The sequence below is a fragment of the Streptomyces sp. NPDC058985 genome (genome assembly GCF_042740985.1).
In the GTDB taxonomy this organism is placed as follows: domain Bacteria; phylum Actinomycetota; class Actinomycetes; order Streptomycetales; family Streptomycetaceae; genus Streptomyces.
In genome coordinates this window covers 53813-75491 of record NZ_JBHYJX010000038.1, presented here as the reverse complement: position 1 = coordinate 75491, position 21679 = coordinate 53813, and the positions used below count along the sequence as shown (strand labels likewise).

The window sequence follows — 21679 nt, the reverse complement described above, 5'->3', positions numbered from 1 at the left end:
GTGCGACCGGCTGTGACTTGGGACGTACCACGGCGGCGTGAAGGGCGCACCGGGTGGGCCCTGGCGTACGTCGGGCCGGCTCACGACCGGATCACGGTCGGCGGCGTGCTGCCAGGGGCGGGATCGTTGCAGATGAGGAGACCACCAGGTCAGGATGGTGCACAAGAACCCGCGAGGAAATTACGCAGAATGCCCAATCAACCGCCCTCTCACCCCCGGAAGGTGCGCATCGTGCCCAGCTCCGAGCGGATCGACCCCACCGACGCGCGTCTGCTCCTGGCACTCGCCGCCCAACCCCGCGCCACCACGGTGGCGCTCGCCGAGGCCAGCGGGTTGAGCCGCAACACCGTCCAGGCACGTCTGAACGCACTGGACCGCTCGGGTGCCGTGGACTCCTTCGAGCGGCGCGTCGACCCTGCGGCACTTGGCTATCCGCTCACCGCGTTCGTGACCACCCAGGTGGCGCAGCGCAGACTGGACCAGGTCGCGCACGCGCTCGCGACGATTCCCGAGGTTCTCCAGGTGCACGGACTGACCGGCGACACCGACCTGCTGGTCCACGTGGTCGCGACCGACGCCGAGGACCTGTACCGCGTGGCCGGCCAGGTCCTCGACATCCCTGGAGTGGAGCGCACCAGTACGGCACTGGTCATGCGTCAGCTGGTCGGCTACCGGCTCGCCCCGCTGCTGCGCCGCGCCGCCGCACGCTGATCGCCGGCCGCACACCGTACGACCGCCGCGGAACCCGTGGCTCGGAGCCGCATCGCGGGCACACTCCATGGTTTCGCCTCTTGCCGTGGGCTCGGCGGCGCCCTAGCCTGCCGCCACACAGCAGGCGACGCGTCCGCATCGGTGTCACGGCGGCCTGCCGGTAACCGGCGCCGTGTCCGTGGACGCGGCACAGTCCGCTTCGCGCCGCTGCCTCTCCCGCTCAACCACTGCGCGACTGGCCTGCTCCTGACTCGCATCGGCCGTTCTCTTCGCGCGTGAGCCGAATCCTGAATCGATGAATCGAGGCACTCATGGAAGCCCTCAGCGGAGTGCGCCGGGTCTGGTCCGGCGCCCCAGGCGTCCCACAGCAGCACTCCACCCCGCCCACCACTCCCCGGCTCCGCGCCGCCGGCGGGCGGATCGGCCTGGTCGTGCCACCGCAGAGCGAGACTCCGGCGCGCGACACGGCCGGTGCGGATGAGGGTGCGGGTGCGGAGGCGGAGGCGGAGGCGAGTACCGACGACGCCGTCGGGGCCGTCTGAGCGCGCGAACTGGCCTTCCCGACTGCTCGTCGGAGCACATTCGTCAGCCCAGATCCTTGCTGTTATCACATATAGCGGCCTACGCTTAGATCAGCGTCGCAGTCGCGTGAGGCAGGTGGGCGCCGAGCAGGCCTGGTGGGCCGGCGTACGGCAAGGCACTGCTCGGCGTCGACGAGAAGATCACCCCTCTGGTCCGAGCCACCGACCCGGCCATCCGGCCGCGGGCCATCACAAGGAACACAGGAGCAGCTCCGTGCGCATCGCCAACCTCGCCGACCGCCTGGTCCTCGTCGTCGACGGTCTCGCCGTCGACGTCGAGGAGGCCAGCGGTGGCCGCTTCACCGCGGACCCGCAGGCCGTCTACGAGCGGTGGGAGGAGTTCCGCCAGTGGGTGGCGCAGGCCCACCTGCCGAAAGGCAGCGCCTTGGACCCCGGCCGTCTGGGCGCCCCCGTGCCCGCCCCTCGGCAGATCGTCGCCGCCGGCCTGAACTACCGCGATCACGCGGCCGAGTCCGGATTCGCCCTGCCCGACACCATGCCGCCGGTGTTCACCAAGTTCGCCACCAGCATCACCGGCCCCGTCACCGAGGTGACCCTCCCGCCCGGCGGCCACACCGACTGGGAGATCGAACTCGTCGTGGTCATCGGTACCGTTGCCCGCCATGTCTCCACGAAGGACGCCTGGGGCCACGTCGCCGGGCTGACCGTCGGTCAGGACATCTCCGAGCGCATCACACAACTCGAAGGGCCGTCGCCGCAGTTCAGCCTCGGCAAGTCCTTCCCCGGCTTCGCCCCCATCGGACCGTGGGTGGTCACGCCCGACGCGTTCGACGATCCCGACGACCTGGGACTTCGCTGCACCGTGAACGGCGAGGAGGTCCAGAAGAGCCGCACAGGCGATCTCATCTTCTCCGTACCCGAGCTCATCGCCCGGCTGTCCTCCGTGATCCCCCTGCTGCCCGGCGACCTCGTGTTCACCGGTACCCCGGCCGGTGTCGGGTTGGGCCGCGATCCGCAGCGCTGGCTCGCTCCCGGAGACGAGCTGGTCAGCACCATCGAGGGCATCGGCGAACTGCGCCAGCGCTTCGTCGCACGGACCTGAGACCTCCGGCAGACCTTCCGCGACCGCGTACCCACAAGGTCGCACGCACCTACCGCACGAACCGTCGGATACTGAGATTGCGGGCGCACCACCGGACCACTTGCCCTCGGGCCGTCGGCCTGGCGGCGGGCCGGCCGGTGAAGGGCCGCCACGGGTGGACGCCCGCAGATTCGATCGAGGAGGATCGGATGACCGCCACACCGAAGTTCGCCCACGTCGTGTTCCAGACCAGCAACCCCACCGCCATGCGGGACTGGTACTGCGCTGTTCTCGACGGACACGTGGTGTTCCAGAACGACAGCCTGTGCTTCATCACCTACGACGAGGAGCACCACCGCGTCGCCCTGCTCACACCGCCGGTCCCACTGGAGCGCAAGTCGCCGTTGACGGCTGCGGCCCACCACGTCGCCTACACCTTCGACCACCTCGACGACCTCCTCGCCCGCTATGAACTGCTGCGCGACAAGGGCCTCACTCCGGCGGTGTGCATCGCCCACGGCGTCACCACGTCCCTGTACTACCAGGACCCGGACGGCAGCTTCGTGGAGATGCAGATCGACAACTTCGCCGACCCGGACGAGGCCACCGGCTACATGAGGGGACCGGAGTACAGCGCCGACGCCGTCGGTCCCGCCTTCGACCCCGAGGCCATGCTCACCGCCCGCCGCGGCGGAGCGGCCGTCGAGGACCTGGTCCACCGGTCATGGGCTCTGAAGAGCGACATGCCCGATCCGATGCTGGTCCTCACCGGGGCGGTCTGAGCGAGGAGCGAGGCCAAGACCTCCGACCGGGGTGCCGGGACGACACCGGCACCCTGTCGGCGCGCCGCCACCAGGCGGCCTTCGGGCCGCCCCCGCCCGGCCGTCCGCCCGTACCCACCGTCTAGGGGAATCCTTGAGCACCTCCAGCCACCAGGCCGACTGCTTCATGTGCGGTCTGGAACAGAGCGAAGAAAGCGCCGTCGTTTTCCGTGACCCTCTTTGGTCGGGGGAAATGGTCCCCGGCTACGACGTACCCGGCTGGTTCGTCCTGCGGGTCCGTCGACACGCCGAGCGCATCACCGGGCTCGATGAGGCCGAGCTGGCCACCTTCGCCCGCCGCGCACGCGACCTGGTCGCGGCGGTCACCGAGGCGACCGGCGCGCCGGCCACGTATCTGCTGGTCTTCGGCGAGAACCATCCGCACTTCCACGCGCTCGTCACGGCTCGTGGCGAAGACGTCCCCGCGGACCGACGCAACGGGAACATACTGCGGCTCCGGGACGAACTCGCCGACCCGGAGTCCGCCGCACGCCTGGTGCCGGCGGTGCGTCGCGCCTACGAGCGCCTCGCCGGCGACAGCACGTACCCGCTCTCGGCCTGACGGGCGAAAGCGGGTCGGGTCCCGGCTGTCACACGGCCGGGACCTGCTCCATGCCCGCGCACCAGATGTGGCGCAGGGCGCGGGTGGCCCCGATGTCGGCCAGGGGGTTCCCGTCGACCAGGATCAGGTCGGCCCGGAGGCCGGGGGCGACCGAGCCCCGGTCGTCGAGCCCGAAGTGCCGGGCGGGCAGGACGGTGGCGGAGCGCAGCGCCTCGGCGGGGGTGAGACCGGCCGCAACGAGGAGTTCGAGCTCGTGGTGGATGCTCGCACCGTGTTCGACCTGGAAGGGCGCCCCGGGCTGGGCGTTGGCGTCGGTGCCGGCGAGGATCGGTACACCGGCGTCGCGCAGCGCGGCCACGCTCCGCACGGCGTTGCCGTAGGCGGGTGCGACGCCCATCGCCGCCGCCGTTCCCTCCATCATGGTGAGAGTGGGGATGCATACCTGCCCCAGTGCGGCCATGCGCGCCGCTTCACCTGCGTCCAGCGGCCGGTCCAGGGGGATGTGGGTGACGCAATCGACGCCCGCCTCGAAGGCCATGAGGTAGGCGCCCGCGCTCGCGGCGTGCGCGACCGTCTTCCTGCCGTGCGTACGGGCCGCGGCCACCAGGGCGTTCAGCGTCACCTGGTCGGGACCGCCCTCGCCGGGTGCCTCGGCCACGATCTTGATGTAGTCGGCCCCCGCCGACACCTGGGCCGCCACGAATTCACCGGCCTGCCGCGGACCGCGCACCACCGCGTCCTCGGACATGCCGGGGATACGGGCGTGGGGGCCGCCGTCTCCGATCGCCGGCGTGCCGGCGCTGCGGATGTCGGTCAGGTGCGGTACCCGGCGCAGGGCGGCCAGCAGTGGTGGGGGCCAGGTGGCCATGTCCAGGGCGGTGGTGACGCCGTGGGCGGCCAGGGCCGCCAGCGTGTCCGCTCCGTGCAGGTGCACGTGGGCGTCGATGAGGCCGGGCAGCAGGGTCATGCCGGTGGCGTCCACCAGCCGGGCGTCCGACGTATCGGTGTGGGGCGAGACGATGCCGCCGTCGATGACGACGGTGCGCGGCTCGGTCAGCTCATGGCCGTCGAAGACCCGGGCATGCAGCAGGGCCGTCCTGGTCGCTCCGGGCGCGGCGGGGGCGGTTCGGGTCACCGATGTGTCTCCTGTACGGGCGGGCGGATCGGGTGGCGTGCGGGTACCTCTGAACATGCCACTGCGCCCGGACGTCCGCCGGACGTAGTGGCGTGGAGGGCCGTCCGGGCGACAGCCGATGGTGGGCGCTGCAGAGCCGCCCCGGCCGCGAGGCAGGGCAGCCTCGGACAGGTCGCGGCCGGGGCGGGGCCGGGGGGGGGCGGGTGCGCAGTGGGCCCGCCGGTCGGTTCCGCCGACCCGGTGGCTGTCCGGAATCACAGGGCCGACGGAAGTCGGTCTCACCGCGTCAGGGCGCCCTCGGGGAGGTGTACGGGTGCCGCGGTGACTGCTACGACCTGCTGCGGGGTGACACCGGGGGCCGTTTCCACCAGGACGAGCCCGTCGTCGGTGACGTCGAGGACGGCGAGGTCGGTGATGACCCGGTGGACGCAGGAGCGCCCGGTCAGCGGAAGAGTGCACTCCGGGACGATCTTCGGACTGCCGTCCCTCGCGGTGTGCTCCATGAGGACGATGACGCGGCGGGCCCCGTGTACGAGGTCCATCGCGCCGCCCATGCCCTTGACCATCTTGCCGGGGATCATCCAGTTGGCGAGGTCGCCGTGTTCGGAGACCTGCATGGCGCCGAGGATCGCCGTGTCGATGTGGCCGCCGCGGATCATGCCGAAGGACAGCGCGGAGTCGAAGAAGCTGGCGCCGGGCAGGACGGTGACGGTCTCCTTACCGGCGTTGATCAGATCCGGGTCCACGGCGTCCTCGGACGGGTAGGGGCCGGTGCCCAGGATGCCGTTCTCCGACTGGAGGACCACGTGCACGCCCTCGGGCACGAAGCCGGGGACGAGAGTGGGCAGGCCGATGCCCAGGTTGACGTAGTCGCCGTCGCTGAGCTCGGCCGCGGCCCTCGCGGCCATCTCGTTGCGGGTCCAGGCCATCAGACCGTCACCGTCCTCTTCTCGATGTGCTTGTCGGCGGCTTGTTCGGGAGTGAGGGCGATGACACGTTGGACGAACACGCCGGGCAGGTGGATCTCGTCCGGATCCAGGGCGCCCGGTGCGACGAGTTCCTCGACCTCGGCGATCGTGATGCGGCCGGCCATGGCGGCAAGGGGGTTGAAGTTGCGGGCCGACTTGTCGAAGACGAGATTGCCGTGCCGGTCCCCGCGCGCCGCCCGCACCAGGGCGAAGTCGCAGGTGATGGCCTCCTCCAACACGAAGTCGTGGTCGCCGAAGGTACGGGTCTCCTTCGTCGGCGAGGCAACGGCGACACCGCCGTCGGCCCGATGACGCCAGGGGATGCCGCCGTCGGCGAGTGGGGTGCCCACCCCGGCCGGGGTGTAGAAGGCGGGGATGCCGCAGCCACCGGCCCGCAGGCGTTCCGCGAGGGTGCCTTGCGGAACCAGCTCCACCTCCAGTTCGCCACTCAGGTACTGGCGGGCGAACTCCTTGTTCTCACCGACGTAGGAGCCGATGACGCGGGCGACCCGTCCGGCACCCAGGAGGACACCGAGCCCGTGGTCGTCGGTACCGCAGTTGTTGGAGACCACCCGCAACCCGTCGGCGCCCTGCGCGTACAGAGCCGCGATGAGGATGCTCGGGATGCCGCACAGGCCGAAACCGCCGACGGCCAGGGAGGCACCGTCGCCGATGCCTGCCACGGCCTCGGCGGCGGAGGGGGATGTCTTGTCCATGAACGTCCTTCGGGGTCTTCGCACGGTGCGTTTCGAAACGGGGCGGCTTTCGCGAGGGGCGCGCCGAACGGCGTCCGGACCCAGTGGCAGCGGCGACGGGGCCCGGACGCCGGGCGCGTGCTTCCGGCTCGTGGCGCCGGGGCACGACGGCGGACGGACTGTGCGGGAGTCCGGGCGCCGTAGTTCGTGCAGTTCCTTCGTCCCTGTGCGGGCCGTTGTGGTCGGCGGCGTCGTGGACGCGGGTGGCTACCCCTCACCGGCCGTGGCGAGCGGCTGGGGTGCCGGGGTCCGCTCGGCGGTGACGACGGGGTGCCGCAACTGCTCACGCAGCTGGGCCACCATCTCCCGCACTCCCGACGCGTCGGCGGCGGCGCCGAACAGGTAGAAGTCGGGCCGGATCACGGCGGCCACGTGTCCGCGCTCCCGCAGGTGGGTCAGATAGCCGTCCGGAGCGTCCAGGTAGCCCTCCGGCGGAGCGCTGTCCGCGTACAGCGGCACGAGGTGCGCTCCGATATCGGCGAGGAAGTCGTGGTCGGTGGGGTCCAGGACGTCGAGCGGCCCCGCCCCGTCCGTCAGGATCGTGAACCCGCCGCCGGTGAGGTCGTCCAGGAGCGCCGTACGGCCCTGGTGTGTGACTTCGTACTGCGGGGTGAGGTGACCGACGTCCGGGGCGCGACTGCCGTCGGCGGCGCGCATGAGGACGCCGTCGCCCAGAACGGGGGGCGGGGTGGGCGGCAGCACGTGCCGCGGGTCGGCGCCGGCGGCGACCATGCGGGCGTCGCGGGCTGCGGCGGCGTCGGGGTCGAGGACGCAGATGACCTGGCCGAGGGCCATGGACATGCCGATGGCGTGCTGGACGTGCTCGCTGCGTTCCGAGGTGTAGGTGTCCAGCAGCGCGGGGGCCGCCCGGCCGTCGAGGACGAGATCGAGTTTCCAGGCCAGGTTGACGGCGTCGCGCAGTCCGGAGCACATGCCCTGCCCGGCGAACGGCGGCATCTGGTGGGCGGCGTCTCCGGCGAGGAGGAGCCTGCCCTCGCGCCAGCGGTCCACCCAGCGGGCCTGGAAGGTGTAGAGCGCGTGCCGTTCGATGGTGGTGTTCTCCGGGGTGCGCCCCCAGGGCTTCAGCAGGCGCCAGGCGGCCTCCGGCGTCTTCAGCTCCTCGGCGTTCTCGTGCGGCAGTCGCATGAACTCCCAGCGGCGCCGCCCCGGACCGCCGGAGACGATCGTGGTCGGCCGCTCGGGGTCGCACAGCTGCCAGTTCTTCGGCGACCACTCGATCCGGTCGTGCGGAAGTGTGTCGACGACCAGCCAGTCGTAGAAGAAGCCGAGGTCGCTGACGGAGGTGGCCATGGTGGAGCGGACGAAGCTGTTGGCCCCGTCGGCGCCGATGACGTAACGGGCGAGGACCTCAAGGCCGTCGGCGTCGCCGATGGCCAACCGGACGGATTCCGTGCCGGGTTGCAGGCCGACGACTTCGCAGCCCCGGCGTACGGTGACCGTGGCCTGGTTCTCGGCGGCCTCGGCGAGGACGGCCTCCAGCTGGGGCTGGCTGAAGAAGTTGGCGGTGGGCCAGCCGGAAGGGCCGTTGCCGGACCAGTCGATGCGTACGAGGGGCTCGCCTGCCGCGTTGCGCCACTCGTAGTGGTCGGGTACGGGGTCGGTGACCGCGCGCACCGCCTCTCCGACGCCTCCGGCCTGGAAGATGCGGGCGATCTCGTGGTCGAAGTGCGCGGCGCGCGGCAGGGGGTAGGGGTCGGGCCAGCGCTCCAGGGCAATGACGTCGTGACCGGCCCGGCCGAGCAGCAGGGCCAGCATCTGGCCGACGGGCCCGAAGCCGACGATCGCGACGTCGTGCACCTTCTGCGAGCTGTCGTGCACGTTCGAAGGACTCGTGGTCATGGCTCTACCTCGACTCGCTGTGGGTGCCGGTCATCAGAGCGGCGAGATCCTCGGGGGCCAGGAAGGAGGGCGGGGGCGGCGGCCCCCAGTTGAAGAGGCCCTTGGCGCCTTCCAGGACCTCCGGCTTCCACAACTGGTCGTCGACGACGCAGTCCATGTCGGAGTAGTACTCGCTGAAGTTGCCGGCCGGATCCTTGAGGTACCAGAAGAAGTTGGAACCCGCGTGGTGGCGTCCCAGGCCCCAGATGTGCCGCTCCGGGTTGTCCTCCAGCATCGCGGCGGCGCCACGGCCGACCTCGTCGATGTCGTCGACCTGCCAGGAGGAGTGGTGCAGGAAGGCGACGGGGGCGGCCAGCACCAGGATGTTGTGGTGGTCGGTCGAGCAGCGCAGGAACGCCCCGTGATCCTTGATGTAGTCGGACGCCTTGAAGCCGAGGCCGTCGCGGAAGAAGGCGGTCGTGGCGTCGAAGTCGGTCGTGCCCACGACGGCGTGCCCGAGCTTGCGTGGCCGTACCCGGTCCGTGCGCAGGACGCCGGGCGCGCGGGCGCCGGTGCGGTCGATGCGGCCGGGGCCGTTGTAGACGGTGGCCGCGACCGGGTCCTGGACCAGGCGCGGGGCGACCTCGAGGACGGCGCGTACGGAGGTGGCCCTGTCGTACGCGGTGAGCGTCCCGGCGTCGACGGTGCTCTCGATGCCGAGCCGGTCCAGGCGGGAGGCGGCCGCCGCGAGATCGTCGGGTGTGTCGACGCCGACGCGGACTTCCACCAGGCGGCGGGCGGGGGCGTGGACGATGCGCAGCTGGCGTCCGGCGTCCCGGGTGGTGAACCAGCCTTCGCCGTCCGGAGTGAGGCCGAAGTCTGTGTAGTAGGCGGCGGTCTCGGCGACGTTGGGTACCCCCATGGTGATGGAGGTCAGACGGTGCAGTGCCATGAGGACTCCTCGACTCCTTTGTCCGTCGGTCCGGGCGGCTCAGGCGACGAAGGTCTGACGCAGTTCGCCGATGCCTTCGACGCTGCTGACCAGTTCGTCACCGGCGGCGAGGAAGCGCTGCGGATCGCGGCCGAGGCCGACGCCGGCCGGAGTACCGGTGAAGATCACGTCGCCGGGCAGCAGCGGCAGTACCGCGGAGAGCTGGGCGATCAGAGCGGGCACGGAGAAGATCAGGTCGCGGGTGCGGCCCTTCTGGACCTCCTCGCCGTTCACCGCGCAGCGCAGTTCCAGGTCGTCGGGGTTGTCGAACTCGTCCGGCGTGACCAGCCACGGGCCGATGGGAGCGAACCCCGGATAGGACTTCCCCACGCTGAACTGAGGCGCGGGTCCCGCCAGTTGTGCCACGCGCTCGGAGATGTCCTGCCCGACCGCCAGACCGGCGACGTGGCTCCAGGCGTCGGCCTCGCGGACGCCCTCGGCGCGGCGCCCGATGACGGCGACCAGTTCGACCTCCCAGTCGGTGTTGCCGCCCGCCGGCAGCTTCACCTCGGTGACCGGGCCGCTGATGCTGGTGACGAACTTGGTGAAGACCGGCGGGAGCCCTTCGGGAGCCGCGAACCCGGACTCGGAGGCGTGGTCCCGGTAGTTCAGGCCGATCGCCAGCGTCTGCCGGGGCGCCGGTGCCGGGGAGCCGAGCTCGGCGGGCTCGAACGGCGCTCCCGGGGGCAGATCGGCGGCGGCGGCCCAGGAGCGGAACTCCTCCCAGTACTCGTAGACGGTCTGCGGGTCGGCGGAGAAGCGGCCGTCACTGGCCTCTTCGACGTCCACGGCGCGGCCGTCGACAATGAGGGTCAGGCGACCGGAGAGATTGGCGATGCGCATGAGGTGTCTCCCGAACAGGGGAAGGGAGCGGGCCACCGGAAGCCTCTTCGGCGAGAGGGGCCGCTCACACTGCCGAAGGAAGCGCAAGGACGGCCCGCCGGCGACAACGGGGTCTTGCTCCCCCATCAGCAATTCAGCATGATGATTACCCCGATGTTGCGCTCGGGTGACCTCAACGTCAAGAGTTCAGCGCAAAATGAGCATGATGAATATGATGACTGAGGAGACGACGTGAGTGCCACATCCGACCGGGCCCCGCGGCACGGCGCACCGGAAGCAGCACCCCGGCAGACGTCCTCGGGACGGGCCGAGCGCGCCGCTGAGAAGGTCGCGGAGCTGGTCGAGAGTGTGCCGCCCGGCTCACGGCTGGGCACCAAGGAGCAGCTGCGGACCCTGTGCGGAGTGTCCGTCGGCACGTTCAACGAAGCACTGCGGCTCCTTCAGGCCCGCGGCCTGGTCACCGTGAAGCCCGGGCCGGGCGGCGGCCTGTTCAGCGCCGAGCAGTCTCCGATGGTCCGCCTGGGCAACTCCGTTCTCGCGCTGGACGCCCAGGCCAACGACGTCGCCGACGCCGTGCGCATCCGCGACGCCCTCGACCCCCTGCTCATCGAGGACGCCCTCTGGCATGCCTCACCCGCCGACATCGCGGGACTGCGCCGTCACATCACCGCCATGGAGCACGCCGTGACCGCCGCGGATCCCGTTGCCTTCGTCCACGCCAACTGGCGCCTGCACGCCGCCATCGCCGCGATCAGCCCGAACGCGCTACTCAGCTCGCTGTACACCCATCTGCTCGACCTGATCGAGAGCCACACGCTGACGGTGCTGCCCACGAGCGAGCAGCCCCTGGGCGAGTACATCGCGCACCGGCACGAACTCCACCGCGACCTGGTCGGCGCCCTGGACCGGCGAGACCGTGACGAGGCACTGCGGCTGATCCACGAACACAACACCAGTCTTCAGCCCTCCGAGAACCACGTCGCGGAGCACTGAACGTCCCGTCCGGACGGCCCCGGCGGCGCGGACGGCCGGATCACACCGTGGCGTGCGCCTGCCGGACCCCGTTCGCCCAGACCCCGAGGATCCGGGAGGTGACGGTGATGTCGGCCAGCGGGTCGCCATCGACGAGCACCAGGTCGGGCGGTCGAGGCACAGCCACGGGCCGGCTCGGAGCCGACCTGGAGGAACGTCCGGAGATCCGCCTCGTGGCCGCCGAAGCGCTTCGGCACGGTCAGCCGGAACAGTCCCGCCCCGGTCAGCGCCTCGATGTCCTCGTCCACCAGCCGACGGCCCTCTTCGGTGCGAGCGGCGTTGGCAAGCAGCAGGGGCGGCGGCCCTCGCCGGCAGGGTCTCGTCCTCCGTGCCCGTGGGCTCCGGCGCTGTGCGGCTCGATGCGAGTGACGCTCCTCTTCGGCGAGGGCGCCCTTGCCGGGATTCCACGCCACCTCCGTGCCGCTGTCTTGGGGCCGGGACCGCAGAAACGCCGCACGAATTTGGGCTGGCGGGACAAAACCGGCCGTGTTTGCGCCGCCGGCGCAAACAGCGGCGGCCGGCTTGACCGCCCAACCCAAGCCGCCCTGACACCACCCCAGGTTCACTGGCCGGAAACCCGCGCCTCCATCGCTCCGGGGGCCGTGGCCCACGGGTGATCCGGTATCGACACATCAGGAGGTCGCCGTGCCCACACCCACCGCCACTCCCCACAGATGTCGGCCGACGCGGCCGACGCGGCGACGTTCCTAAGTGTGCTCGGCCAGGTGCCCACCGCGGTCAGTGTCGTCACGGCCACGACACCGGAAGGACCGGTCGGTGTCACGGTCGGCAGCTTCACCTCCGTCTCGCTCGACCCGCCTCTGGTGGTCTTCTACTCCGGCCTGCACTCGGCCAGCGCCGCCGCCCTCGTCGCGGCCGGAAAATTCTGCGTGAACGTGTGCTCTCCCAGGACCAGGAACAGGTGTGCGGTGCGTTCGCCAGCCGTACCGGAGACCGCCGGAGACCGCTTCAGCTCCTGCACCTGGCAACCGGCCCCGAACGGCGCGCCTCGCCTGGACGGTCTACGGGGTGCGGGCGGACGGCATCGACTACGCGCCCGCCAACACCGCTCTCGCCCAGGGAGCCGCCCAGGCCGCAGGGCTGGCCGACCGTGCCGCCTTCATCACAGGCGACGCCGAGCATCTCCCGTACGACGACGGCATCTTCGACGCGGTGGTGTCGGAGTGTGCGCTGTGCACCTTCCCCGACAAACCCAGGGCCGCAGCCGAGGTCGCCCGCGTCCTGAAACCCGGTGGACGCCTCGGCATCACCGACGTCACCGCCGACACCGGCCACCTCCCGCCCGAACTGCGCGGACTGACCGCCCGCATCGCCTGCATCGCCCACGCCCACCCCCTCGACGACTACGCCAAGCTCCTCACCGCTGCCGGGCTGACCATCCTGACCACGGAGCGGCATGACGAGGCGATGAGCCGCATGATCGACCAGATCCAGGCCCGCCTGGACCTGCTGCGCATCACCGCCCCGACCCGGCTCGCCGACGCCGGCGTCGACCTGACCGCGGCCCCGGCCGTCCTGGACGCGGCCCGCGCCGCCGTCACCGAAGGCGTCCTCGGCTACGCCCTGCTGACCGCCGTGAAGTCGTCACCCTGATCGCCCCGGCGATCTACCGCCGAGTACGTAAGCGCCCTCACATACCTGCATAGGCCCTGCGCCCTAGCGTCAGCGACGAGAACGGAAAGTCACCGCAACAGGAGGACGATCACCATGACCACCACCGTGCAGGCATCCCCGAAGACCGCCGCGATCCCGATGTACGCGGTCTGGGGCGCCGCGACCGGGCTCGCCGGAGGTGTCGGGATGGGCATCTGGATGTCGGTGTCCCGGCCCATGATGGACACCGCCATGATCAACATGGTCGCCGGTCTCCTCGGCTCCACCAACGCCTTCGCCGGATGGCTGATCCACCTCGGGATCGCCACGTTCGCCGGCATCACCTTCGGCGTGGTGCTCGGGCAATTCGCCCAGCGCCTCGCCCCCGCCGTCGTCCTCGGCCTCGCCTACGGCGCCGTGTGGTGGACCGTCGGCGCCCTGCGGATCATGCCCGCCAACATGGGCATGCCCGTCTTCGAGTGGAACGACGTCACCGCCTCCAGCCTCGGCGCCCACCTCGTCTTCGGCCTCCTCGCCGGAGCCACGTTCGCGTCCATCGCCCAAGCGATGGGCAAGCACACCAGCCCGGCCCGCCGATGAACCGCGAAGCTCCCGCGTCACCACCCGACCCCATCGCCCCCGCCGCGCCACCGGGCGCGGCACCGCGCCGCATAGCCATCGACGGCGCGGCGGTGCCCTACTCTCTGGCCAACAACGCAGAGGCGCTGGCCAGCCCGGCATGGGGCGCCGCACCCCCACCATGGGCCCCGGGACGACGCGAGAAAAGGCACCACATGAACCACGCCACATCGGACGACGACGCCGAGCGGACCTGGTGCCTGGCCGAGGTCGACATCTTCTGCGACCTGAACGAAGTGGAGATGGAAGCCATCGCCGCAGCGGCACCGATGAAGACCTACCACGCGGGCGAGATCCTCTACTCGCCCACCCAGCCCTCCGAGGTGCTCTTCATCCTCAAGAAGGGCCGAGTCCGCGTCTTCAGGGTCTCCGCCGACGGCCGAGCCCTGACGACCGCGATCATCTCCCCGGGCACCATCTTCGGCGAGATGGTCCTGCTCAGGCAGCACATGTACGACAACTACGCCGAAGCCCTCGACGCACCGTCGTATGCGTCATGAGCCGCACGGACGTCCACAAGTTCCTGCTCTCGGACGCCCGGATCACCGCGATCCTCGGCCTCCGCCTCGCCGACCTCGAACAACGCCTGTCCGACAGCGTCTTCAAGACCGTCGCCCAGCGCATCGCCACCACCCTGACCACCCTCACCAGCGCCCAGCCCCCGGCCGGCCCGCTCCGGCCGGTCGGACGCCACCCCCAGATCGCCCTGACCCACGAACAGCTCGCCGCCCTCGCCGGCAACTCCCGCGAGACCTGCACCAAGGTCCTGCGCGACTACGCCGACCACGGCCTGCTCCGCCTCGCCCGCGGACGCATCACCGTCCTCGTCCCCGAAAGGCTCAAGGATGCCGCGGGCTGACGTCACCGAACCGTAAGCAGCGATCCGCTGCCCGTCCGAGCTCCCAGCAACTACGTTCGCCACCACCACCGACCCACAGGAGTCCTCCTTGCACGCCCGCACCCTCCTCCCGGTCACCCTGGCCGCCGCCCTCCTCACGCTCACCGCATGCGGATCCGGCGAAGGCTCCACGTCCGGCAGCGGCGCGGGAGCTGCCGCCACACCGGAGGCGTCATCCCCCGCTCAGCCGGCGGCCTCGGACGGCAGCGGCAGCGGCAGCGGCGCGCAGGTACCGCAGGTGCTGAACTTCTCCGCGACCACGGTGGACGGCAAGCCGTTCGACGCGAAGACCCTCGCGGGCAAGCCGACCGTGCTGTGGTTCTGGGCTCCGTGGTGCCCCACGTGCAAGGGCCAGGCCGCCGAGACCGCCAAAGTCGCCTCCGACAACGCGGGCAAGGTGAACGTCGTCGGCGTCGCCGGCCTCGACAAGAACGCCGCCATGCGCGACTTCGTCGCCGACACCGGCACCGGCTCCTTCCCCCACCTGTCCGACGAGAAGGGCGAGGTGTGGAAGCGGTTCGAGGTCACCCAGCAGAGCCACTACGTGATCCTCGACAAAACCGGCAAGACCGTCTACGAAGGCGTCCTACCCGGCGGCAAGGGCCTCGCCGACAAGGTCGCCGGACTCACCGGCTGAGCAGGACCCGCCATGGCCGACCTCCCTCTCGCACTCGCGCTCGGCGCCGGCATGCTCGCCGCCGTCAACCCGTGCGGCTTCGCCCTGCTCCCCGCCTACCTCTCCCTGCTCGTCCTCGGCGACGACACCCCCAGCCGCACCGTCGCCGTCGGCCGCGCCCTGGCAGCCACCACCGCCATGACCGCCGGGTTCACCACCCTCTTCGCCGTCTTCGGTCTCGCCATCCAACCCGTCGCCGGGCAGGTCCAGCAGCACCTGCCCTGGTTCACCATCGCCTTCGGCCTGCTCATCGCCACCGCCGGAGGATGGCTGCTCGCGGGCCGCCAACTGCCCAGCATGGCCCCGAAGCTCCGGCGCGCACCGAAGTTGACCCGCTCCCTACCCTCGATGGCGCTGTTCGGCGCGGCGTACGCCACCGCCTCCCTCGGCTGCACCATCGCTCCCTTCCTCGCCATCGTCGTCTCCGCCTTCCGCAGCGGCTCCACCGCGGAAGGCATCACCCTGTTCACGGCTTACGCCGCCGGGATGGGCCTGATCGTCGGCGCCGCCTCCCTGACCGTCGCCCTCACCCGCACCACCGCTGTCACCCGGCTGCGTCGCCTCGGCGCGATCGCCCCCCGGCTCGGCGGCGGCCTGCTCCTCCTAGTCGGCGCCTACGTCGCCTACTACGGCTGGTACGAGATCCGCGCACAGCGCGATCCCTCGACAGCCGACCCGGTCATCGACGCGGCAGCCACCGTCCAAGGCGCCCTCGCCGACGCACTGGACACCGCCGGACCGGCCGTGATCACCGTCCTCCTGGCCCTCCTGCTCCTCGCGGCACTGCTGGTCCGCCACCGCAGACGCTCCCGCCAGCCCGCCCGTGCGGACATCCCTGCCGTCCCCGAGCGCCGGGCCTGAGCCGAAGCGGGTTCGGGAGGGTTTGGTGACGCCGCTCCTTTACGTGTCCGAGGCGGCGCGGCGAGAAGTCCGGCCGCGCCCGCTACCGCGCGCAGGAACGGGAGCCGAAACCGGTTTCGTCACTGCCCGGCGGCGGGCATGGAGGTGCATCGGGTTCGGGAAGAATGCCGGCCCGAGGGGTCCTCGGCTCGGCGATGAAGTCCCGTAGCCTGGCCGCCGGTCACCCGACCTTTGCGTCAACGACCGCTCCGGCCGCCATCTTCGTCGCGCCTTGGACGCCAGCGGCGGCGTACGCCGCCGATCTCCAAAGCTCTGACAACCGCCGTATCTTCTGCAGTCACAGACCGACCCGACGTCGTTCCCGTCTCCAGCCCAGTGACGACGTGCGCATTCAGCGGTTGAACCCTCCGGGAATCCACGAACTCGCGCGCTTCCTCCTGTGGTTCCCGCAAATCAGCAGCTGGGCAGCCGACGCTATCAACCGGTCGCAGTGTCGTCGGCAGACGGCTTCCTCGCCCGCCGGCCGCTGGTCACGGCCGGGCTGTTCAGTGGCTCGGCGCTGCTCCTAGACCTACAGCTGTTGCGCAGTGCGGCAAAGCGGCGTTGCCCTGACGTCCACAGAGCGACGGGGCGCCAGCCGGCTCTCGCTGCGTGGCGGAGTAGGGCGGGCGTACCCAGCCGCGCCCAGGTAAACGGGCGGCCGGTCGCACGGGAGTCAGTCACGTCGATGACCTGCATCAGCGTGCATTCACAGACGTCGATATCATCAGTCTCGACGATCAGCAGGCCCTCGGGCGCGAGCAGCGACTCGACGCGGGCGAGCAGGGCGCGGGGGTCACCACCGATGCCGACGTTGCCGTCCATCAGAAGGATGGTGTCCCAGAGTCCCTCGCCGGGCAGCGGGTCGAAGACCGAGCGAAGCAGTGACTGCCCGCCGAGCCGCTCCGTTTGCGTGACTGCGGTCTCGCTGACGTCGATGCCGAGTACGGTTCGGCCACGGTTGGTCAGTTCCGACACCAGCCGGCCGGGTCCGCAGCCTACGTCGAGCACGGCTCCCTCGCACCGGTCCAGAACCTCCAGATCGACCGGGTCTGCTCGCGCGCACCAGCGTTCCACGTCCAGCGGCAGCAGCCAGCCGTCGGTGCGGCGCAGGTACAGAGGACCGTGGCCGGCGCGTAGGGCAGTGGTGTAGGGGTCGGAAGCGGCCCAGGGCGCAGCGGTTGTCAGCATCGGCCACCGCTCAAGCCGACCCGGCCCACCGGGTAGCCCACTCCTGGCTCGATTCACAGCTGCGTTCATTCGTCTGAGAGCAGGCCCGTTCACTCCATCGTGGACCGCTTCGTGTGTCCCGGTGCGTGCCGGTTCGTTAGATGGGCCGGTCATGGGCATGCCTGTCTGCCAGTGGACACCGAACGCGCCGCCAGCCGGGCGGCGAAACGGCCGTGCGGGGCCAGTGCGGCGACGGCCCGGGCGTCGGCGGCGGTGTCGATGTCGCGCAAGGGCGGCAAATCCCGTACCCGCAGCCCCGCCGCCAGCAGGCGCTCGCGCTGCACGGCCCCCGTCACCGGCGTCGACATCGGCACGCCCCGCAGCAGGGCCGGGTCGGGGCGGGCCAGGCCCAGCGCCCAGAAGCCGCCGTCCTCCGCCGGACCGAAGTACGCGTCGCAGCCCGCGAAGTCCACGTCGAGCAACTCCGGCGTCACCTGCGGCGTGTCCATCCCGATCAGCAGGGCGGGCCCCGCGCACCCGGCGAACGCCTCCGCGAGCCGTGCGTCGAGACCGCCCGCGCACTGCGGTACGACGTCGAAGCCGGGCGGCAGCCACGGCCCCGGGGCACCGGCGAGGACCAGCACCCGGCGCCGGGCGGGCGTCGCGGCGACCGCGCGCAGGGTGTCGGCGAGGGACGCCTCGGCCAGCGCGGCCGCCTCGTCCGGGGTGAACGGCGGGGTGAGGCGGGTCTTGACCCGGCCGGGGCGGGGCTCCTTCGCGATGACGAGGAGAGTGCTCATCATGCTCACCGTGTGTTCCCCTCGCGGGCCGCGTCACGCGGAATCCTTTGCTCCGGTCGCTCGGCGAGCACGCCGCGCATGTCCCGTACCGCGTGCCAGGTGCCGCGCCAGGTCCCGGTGACCTTCGACGCCCCGGTGCGGGGCAGGTACGGCACGTCGTGCTCGGTGACCCGCCACCCCGCGCCGTGAGGCGCACGTCCCCGCAGGCCCAGTCGGCGGGGGGTCGCCGTCGACATCGCGGTGGGATCAGCCGGAGGGTCCTCGTGGGCGACCACCGACCTGTTCGGCGTCATCTCCGTCCCTGGGTGACCCGCGGGGACGGTGCGGAGGACCGGGGTGACGTATCGTCGGGGAGTTGCTCGGGGGCGAGGGCGTCGTCACCGTAGAGGGCCTGTACCCAGTTGGTCTGGTAGACGGTGTCCAGGTAGCGCTCGCCGAGGTCCGGGGCGATGGCGACAGTGGTGAGGTCGGGCGTCCCGTGCCGGGCGAGCCAGCTCGCCGCTCCGCTGACCACGGTGCCGGTGGAACCGCCGAAGAGGAAACCGCGCCGCGCCAGACTCCGGCAGGTGCGAATGGTGTCGACCTCCTCGACGCGCACCGCCTCGTCCACGTACGCCTCGTCGAGGAGCGGCGGCCGGGTGCTCATGCCCAGGCCCGGGATCATCCGGCGGCCCGGCGGGTCCCCGAAGATGGCGGAGCCGACACTGTCCACAGCGACGATCCTCACCGGCCGGTGCCAGGAGCGGAACCAGCGGGCGCATCCCATGAGGGTGCCGGTGGTCCCGACACCGATGAACATGACGTCCAGTCGCGGGAACCGGCGGGCGATGGCGGGAGCGGTCCGGAAGTAGTGGGCCCGCCAATTGTCGGCATTGGTGTACTGACTCAGCCAGACATAGTGTGCGTCCGCGGCGCACAGGGCCCGCACATGGGCCAGCCGCGCGCCCAGCAGGCCCCCGGTGGCGTGCTCGTCGGAGACGACGTGCACCTGGCTGCCCAGGGCTTCCATCATCAGCCGGGTGGTCAGGTTGCAGCGGGAGTCCGTCACGCAGACGAACCGGTATCCCTTGCTCGCCGCGATCATGCTCAGCGCCACGCCGAGATTGCCGGAGGAGGACTCCACCAGGATCGAGTCCGGGGAGAGCGTTCCGCTGCGTTCGGCGGACTCCACCATCTCGGTGGCCGCCTTCAGCTTGATGGAGCCGGCGAAATTGAAGCCTTCGCACTTGAGGAAGAGCCGGTGCCCGAGCATCGGAGCGAGGTCGACGTAGAGGTCTTCCTCGTTGAAGGACTGGGGGGCGGTGATGACTGGCACGATGCACTCCTCGGAGGTGTCCGTGGGTCGGCGGGACGGCTCAGCCGTGCCGCCTCAGTTCGTGGAAGAAGTCGTCGATGATCCGCAGCTCCCCGGACCGCGCCACGCCGTTGTGGGCGAACTCGTCTACGGCGAGGTCAACCACTTGGCCCCTTCCCGACCGGGCCCGGAAGTGAGCCATGACCGGGGATTCGGCACTGTGCGGCGACCGAGCGGTTACTGCCGGTCACCCAGAGCTGCCGTCCCGTCATGAGGACCCCTTGGCTGTGTCGGTCGTGGATCCTGCTGTCTCGCTAGGTATTCGTCGCCAGGGAGCCACCGTATGAGGAGGACTTGCACGTTGTTGCCTGCCTGCTGAGCGGCCGTCTCACCAGGAGACGTCTCCTTTCGCAGGACAGTGGAATCTCGGGCCAGCGATCAAGCGCTCATCGCCCGCAGATCTGGACAGGCGCCGGGGCACCGTCCGGGGCCGTCTGCCTGGGCCGACGGCCTGTCCTCGCTACGGGTTCGCACGTGTTGCCCCCGTTATGTTTTCCGCGGTCCTGCAATAGGTCCGCTGGCCTCTGGGCCCGGCGTGACTGCTCCCCCTGTCGAACGGATGACCTGGGGGTGGTGTCAGTGCGCCGTGAGGCGCTGTGAACTCGTGCGCAGGAGAGAGACCGTCGCCGTCATCCCTGTCGCAGCAGGGTGATGAAGCTGGGGGCAGCCGATCCGGGAGATGCCGGTGAGGGCGAGAGCAGCCCCGACAAAGCCGGGACGGGCCAGAACTGCCAGATGGCCTGGGTCCGGCAAGCGTGATGAAGAGGAGTGCGAGAGAATCCAGCGTTTACGACCCTCAACCCCCGCCGGCTAAAGCCTGTGCAGATATGGGCCGGATGCGGTGCGTCCTCGAACCGGATGATCGGAGCGGGGAACTCCCGGACGGGCTTTGACATGCCCGTCGGGAGGCCACCATGAAGTGCTGCGGGGTAACCGTGGCGAGGCCGCAGGGACAGAGCTGGGCTCCTACTTCGTCGAGCGAGTTGCAGTGAACACGGGAACCGTTCCGGTCCACGCCCGCTACCAGGGATCCGTCCTGGTCGACGAGCTGGGCTCATCGTCGGCCGATCGGACCGGGCCGGGGCGGAGCCGCCGTATTACTCCGAGCCGGGGAAAGCCCGCGCACATGGGGAAGGGCGGCAGCGGTATCGAGAAGGGAAGGAGGCTGCAATGCCGAAAGATGCGCCGTCGAACGGCGGCGCCCTGCGTGTCGAGGATCCGGAAGGGGCCGGTGGGCGGGTATCGGGGATGCAGGCCAAGCTTCACCGTTGGGCGGCGGCCGACTCTGGCCGCAGGTTCGACAACCTGTTCAATTTCGTGCACGACTCGATGACATTGCGTTACGCGGTCCATCGGGTTGCAGACAACAAGGGAGCTCGGACTGCGGGCATGGACGACGGCGACACCGCGAGCGGGATGCCCTGTCCGTCGACGATGAAGTGGTGATTGCTGCCCGGCCGTGCGCGGCCTACCGGGCCGGGCTCGGTATGGGCCCCGTCGGGCAGCCCGCACGTGCGAGGAGTCGATCACCGCCCGTTCCCAGTCCAGCTGGTTCTTCGACCGCAGCTCGTTCAGCAGCAGCTGGTGGAGCTGGTCCCAGACGCCGGCCTCGTTCCAGGCCGCAAGGCGCCGCCAGCAGGTCATTTCCGAGCCGCAGCCGCGTTCCTGGGGCAGGTACTCCCACTGAATGCCGGTGTGCAGGACGAAGAGGATCCCGCACAGGGCCTGCCGCTCCGGCACCCGCGGTTTGCCCTGAAGCATCTTCGGCCCCGGGTTCGGCAGCAACAGCTCCACCAGCGACCACAGTCCATCCGACACGATCCACGGCCCCGACTGACGATTGCCCATACCCAGACATACGAGCAGAGAGGCCGACAGCCTCATGATCAGAAGCTCTTGTTAGAGCCAGTAACTAGGAAGTTTCTTTAATCCATCCTTCAACCTTGTAGGGCGATCAGGGGTTCGCAGCGCACGGTTTGCCCATGTCATAGCGGGCCGGTGCCGGGTGGGCGCCCGGGGCCTGGCAGGTGGAGTTTCGGTGCTGTGGCGGGGCAGGGCAGGTGCTGGCGAAGGTTCCGAAGCGTCCGCCGGGCCCAGACAGGTGTGAGCCAGTGTGGCGCGGCCGGCTTCTCCCACGGGTGTCGCAGGTCGCCGGCGATCGCGTGATTGGGCGGGCGAGCCGTAGCTGGGTGTAGGTGGCGATGATCAGCCAGGTCCACCAGTTGGCCGCCTCGGGGTCCCGCAACCGGGGACGGATCCAGCCCGGCATCTGCTTGAACAGGCGGAAGGTGTGCTCCAGGTCGAAGCGTCGCAGGAACGCCTGCCAGGCTCGGTCGACGTCCGCTTAG

23 protein-coding genes and 4 pseudogenes are annotated in these 21679 nt (G+C 70.6%); 14 read left to right on the top strand and 13 right to left on the bottom strand.

Annotated features, from left to right (window positions below; translation table 11 throughout):
* The first annotated feature begins 231 nt into the window (after positions 1-231).
* The 5 genes from ACFW01_RS28360 (at position 232) to ACFW01_RS28340 (ending at position 3717) form a co-directional block, all read left to right on the top strand.
* Entirely contained in the window at positions 232-711 is a 480-nt protein-coding gene (locus ACFW01_RS28360) for an Lrp/AsnC family transcriptional regulator (protein ID WP_384508160.1), read from the top strand.
* Positions 712-1022: 311 nt separating this feature from the next.
* A complete protein-coding gene (locus tag ACFW01_RS28355; protein ID WP_384508157.1) occupies positions 1023-1253 on the top strand; it encodes a hypothetical protein in 231 nt (76 codons plus the stop codon).
* Between the two features lie 253 nt (positions 1254-1506).
* Positions 1507-2355: a fumarylacetoacetate hydrolase family protein gene (locus ACFW01_RS28350; protein WP_384508154.1), complete on the top strand. Its 849-nt coding sequence runs from the start codon at positions 1507-1509 to the stop codon at positions 2353-2355.
* Positions 2356-2543: 188 nt separating this feature from the next.
* Positions 2544-3116: a VOC family protein gene (locus ACFW01_RS28345; protein WP_384508151.1), complete on the top strand. Its 573-nt coding sequence runs from the start codon at positions 2544-2546 to the stop codon at positions 3114-3116.
* Positions 3117-3249: 133 nt separating this feature from the next.
* Positions 3250-3717 (top strand): hypothetical protein, encoded by a 468-nt coding sequence (locus ACFW01_RS28340; protein ID WP_384508148.1) that lies wholly within the window; start codon positions 3250-3252, stop codon positions 3715-3717.
* Positions 3718-3745: 28 nt separating this feature from the next.
* Here ACFW01_RS28340 and ACFW01_RS28335 read toward each other — a convergent pair whose 3' ends face one another.
* From ACFW01_RS28335 to ACFW01_RS28310, 6 genes are all read right to left on the bottom strand, one after another.
* Entirely contained in the window at positions 3746-4852 is a 1107-nt protein-coding gene (locus tag ACFW01_RS28335; RefSeq protein WP_384508145.1) for an amidohydrolase family protein, read from the bottom strand.
* 278 nt (positions 4853-5130) lie between these two features.
* Positions 5131-5781 carry a CoA transferase subunit B gene (locus ACFW01_RS28330; protein WP_384508142.1) on the bottom strand — a complete coding sequence of 217 codons (651 nt, stop codon included), beginning with the start codon at positions 5779-5781 and terminating at the stop codon, positions 5131-5133.
* Positions 5781-6536 carry a CoA transferase subunit A gene (locus tag ACFW01_RS28325; RefSeq protein ID WP_384508139.1) on the bottom strand — a complete coding sequence of 252 codons (756 nt, stop codon included), beginning with the start codon at positions 6534-6536 and terminating at the stop codon, positions 5781-5783. Before ACFW01_RS28325 ends, ACFW01_RS28330 begins: the two co-directional genes overlap by 1 nt.
* A 246-nt stretch (positions 6537-6782) precedes the next feature.
* Positions 6783-8435 (bottom strand): bifunctional 3-(3-hydroxy-phenyl)propionate/3-hydroxycinnamic acid hydroxylase, encoded by a 1653-nt coding sequence (locus tag ACFW01_RS28320; protein ID WP_384508136.1) that lies wholly within the window; start codon positions 8433-8435, stop codon positions 6783-6785.
* A 4-nt stretch (positions 8436-8439) separates the two neighbouring features.
* A complete protein-coding gene (locus ACFW01_RS28315; protein ID WP_384508133.1) occupies positions 8440-9366 on the bottom strand; it encodes a VOC family protein in 927 nt (308 codons plus the stop codon).
* Between the two features lie 39 nt (positions 9367-9405).
* Positions 9406-10248: a fumarylacetoacetate hydrolase family protein gene (locus ACFW01_RS28310; protein ID WP_384508130.1), complete on the bottom strand. Its 843-nt coding sequence runs from the start codon at positions 10246-10248 to the stop codon at positions 9406-9408.
* Between the two features lie 231 nt (positions 10249-10479).
* Between ACFW01_RS28310 and ACFW01_RS28305 the strand changes: the two genes are divergently transcribed.
* The gene (locus tag ACFW01_RS28305; protein ID WP_384508127.1) at positions 10480-11241 is read left to right on the top strand and encodes a FadR/GntR family transcriptional regulator; all 762 of its coding nucleotides are present in this window, start codon (positions 10480-10482) and stop codon (positions 11239-11241) included.
* 40 nt (positions 11242-11281) lie between these two features.
* Here the strand turns inward: ACFW01_RS28305 and ACFW01_RS28300 are convergent, their stop codons facing one another.
* Positions 11282-11407, bottom strand: a complete 126-nt coding sequence (locus tag ACFW01_RS28300; protein ID WP_384508124.1) for a hypothetical protein — start codon at positions 11405-11407, stop codon at positions 11282-11284.
* Between the two features lie 547 nt (positions 11408-11954).
* On the opposite strand from ACFW01_RS28300, the pseudogene ACFW01_RS28295 reads away from it, so the two are divergent.
* From ACFW01_RS28295 to ACFW01_RS28265, 7 genes and pseudogenes are all read left to right on the top strand, one after another.
* Positions 11955-12248, top strand: a pseudogene (locus tag ACFW01_RS28295) (flavin reductase family protein); the annotation flags it as partial.
* Positions 12249-12309: 61 nt separating this feature from the next.
* On the top strand, positions 12310-12894 hold the full coding sequence (locus ACFW01_RS28290) for a methyltransferase domain-containing protein (protein ID WP_384508121.1): 585 nt from the start codon (positions 12310-12312) through the stop codon (positions 12892-12894).
* 114 nt (positions 12895-13008) lie between these two features.
* Positions 13009-13494, top strand: a complete 486-nt coding sequence (locus ACFW01_RS28285; RefSeq protein ID WP_384508119.1) for a hypothetical protein — start codon at positions 13009-13011, stop codon at positions 13492-13494.
* Positions 13495-13688: 194 nt separating this feature from the next.
* Complete coding sequence (locus ACFW01_RS28280; RefSeq protein WP_384508116.1) at positions 13689-14033, top strand: Crp/Fnr family transcriptional regulator; 345 nt, start codon at positions 13689-13691, stop codon at positions 14031-14033.
* Complete coding sequence (locus tag ACFW01_RS28275; RefSeq protein WP_384508113.1) at positions 14030-14392, top strand: Crp/Fnr family transcriptional regulator; 363 nt, start codon at positions 14030-14032, stop codon at positions 14390-14392. The genes ACFW01_RS28280 and ACFW01_RS28275 overlap by 4 nt, the downstream gene beginning before the upstream one ends.
* An 88-nt stretch (positions 14393-14480) precedes the next feature.
* Positions 14481-15068: a redoxin family protein gene (locus ACFW01_RS28270; RefSeq protein ID WP_384508110.1), complete on the top strand. Its 588-nt coding sequence runs from the start codon at positions 14481-14483 to the stop codon at positions 15066-15068.
* A gap of 12 nt (positions 15069-15080) precedes the next feature.
* Positions 15081-15968, top strand: a complete 888-nt coding sequence (locus tag ACFW01_RS28265; RefSeq protein WP_384508107.1) for a cytochrome c biogenesis CcdA family protein — start codon at positions 15081-15083, stop codon at positions 15966-15968.
* 477 nt (positions 15969-16445) lie between these two features.
* On the opposite strand, the gene ACFW01_RS28260 is transcribed toward ACFW01_RS28265, so the two are convergent.
* The 4 genes and pseudogenes from ACFW01_RS28260 to sbnA all read right to left on the bottom strand — a co-directional run bounded on the left by ACFW01_RS28260 (position 16446) and on the right by sbnA (position 19292).
* Complete coding sequence (locus ACFW01_RS28260) at positions 16446-17198, bottom strand: class I SAM-dependent methyltransferase (RefSeq protein ID WP_384508104.1); 753 nt, start codon at positions 17196-17198, stop codon at positions 16446-16448.
* 149 nt (positions 17199-17347) lie between these two features.
* Positions 17348-17977, bottom strand: coding sequence for a DUF2064 domain-containing protein (locus tag ACFW01_RS28255; protein WP_384508179.1), 630 nt, complete (start codon positions 17975-17977; stop codon positions 17348-17350).
* Positions 17978-17982: 5 nt separating this feature from the next.
* A pseudogene (locus ACFW01_RS28250) lies at positions 17983-18159 on the bottom strand (glycosyltransferase); the annotation flags it as partial.
* A 107-nt stretch (positions 18160-18266) separates the two neighbouring features.
* A complete protein-coding gene (gene sbnA / locus ACFW01_RS28245) occupies positions 18267-19292 on the bottom strand; it encodes a 2,3-diaminopropionate biosynthesis protein SbnA (protein ID WP_384508101.1) in 1026 nt (341 codons plus the stop codon).
* A 1209-nt stretch (positions 19293-20501) separates the two neighbouring features.
* On the opposite strand from sbnA, the gene ACFW01_RS28240 reads away from it, so the two are divergent.
* Complete coding sequence (locus ACFW01_RS28240; protein WP_384508182.1) at positions 20502-20777, top strand: hypothetical protein; 276 nt, start codon at positions 20502-20504, stop codon at positions 20775-20777.
* 198 nt (positions 20778-20975) lie between these two features.
* On the opposite strand, the pseudogene ACFW01_RS28235 reads toward ACFW01_RS28240, so the two are convergent.
* Positions 20976-21092, bottom strand: a pseudogene (locus ACFW01_RS28235) (transposase); the annotation flags it as partial.
* A 236-nt stretch (positions 21093-21328) separates the two neighbouring features.
* A pseudogene (locus ACFW01_RS28230) lies at positions 21329-21675 on the bottom strand (transposase); the annotation flags it as partial.
* Positions 21676-21679: the final 4 nt, after the last annotated feature.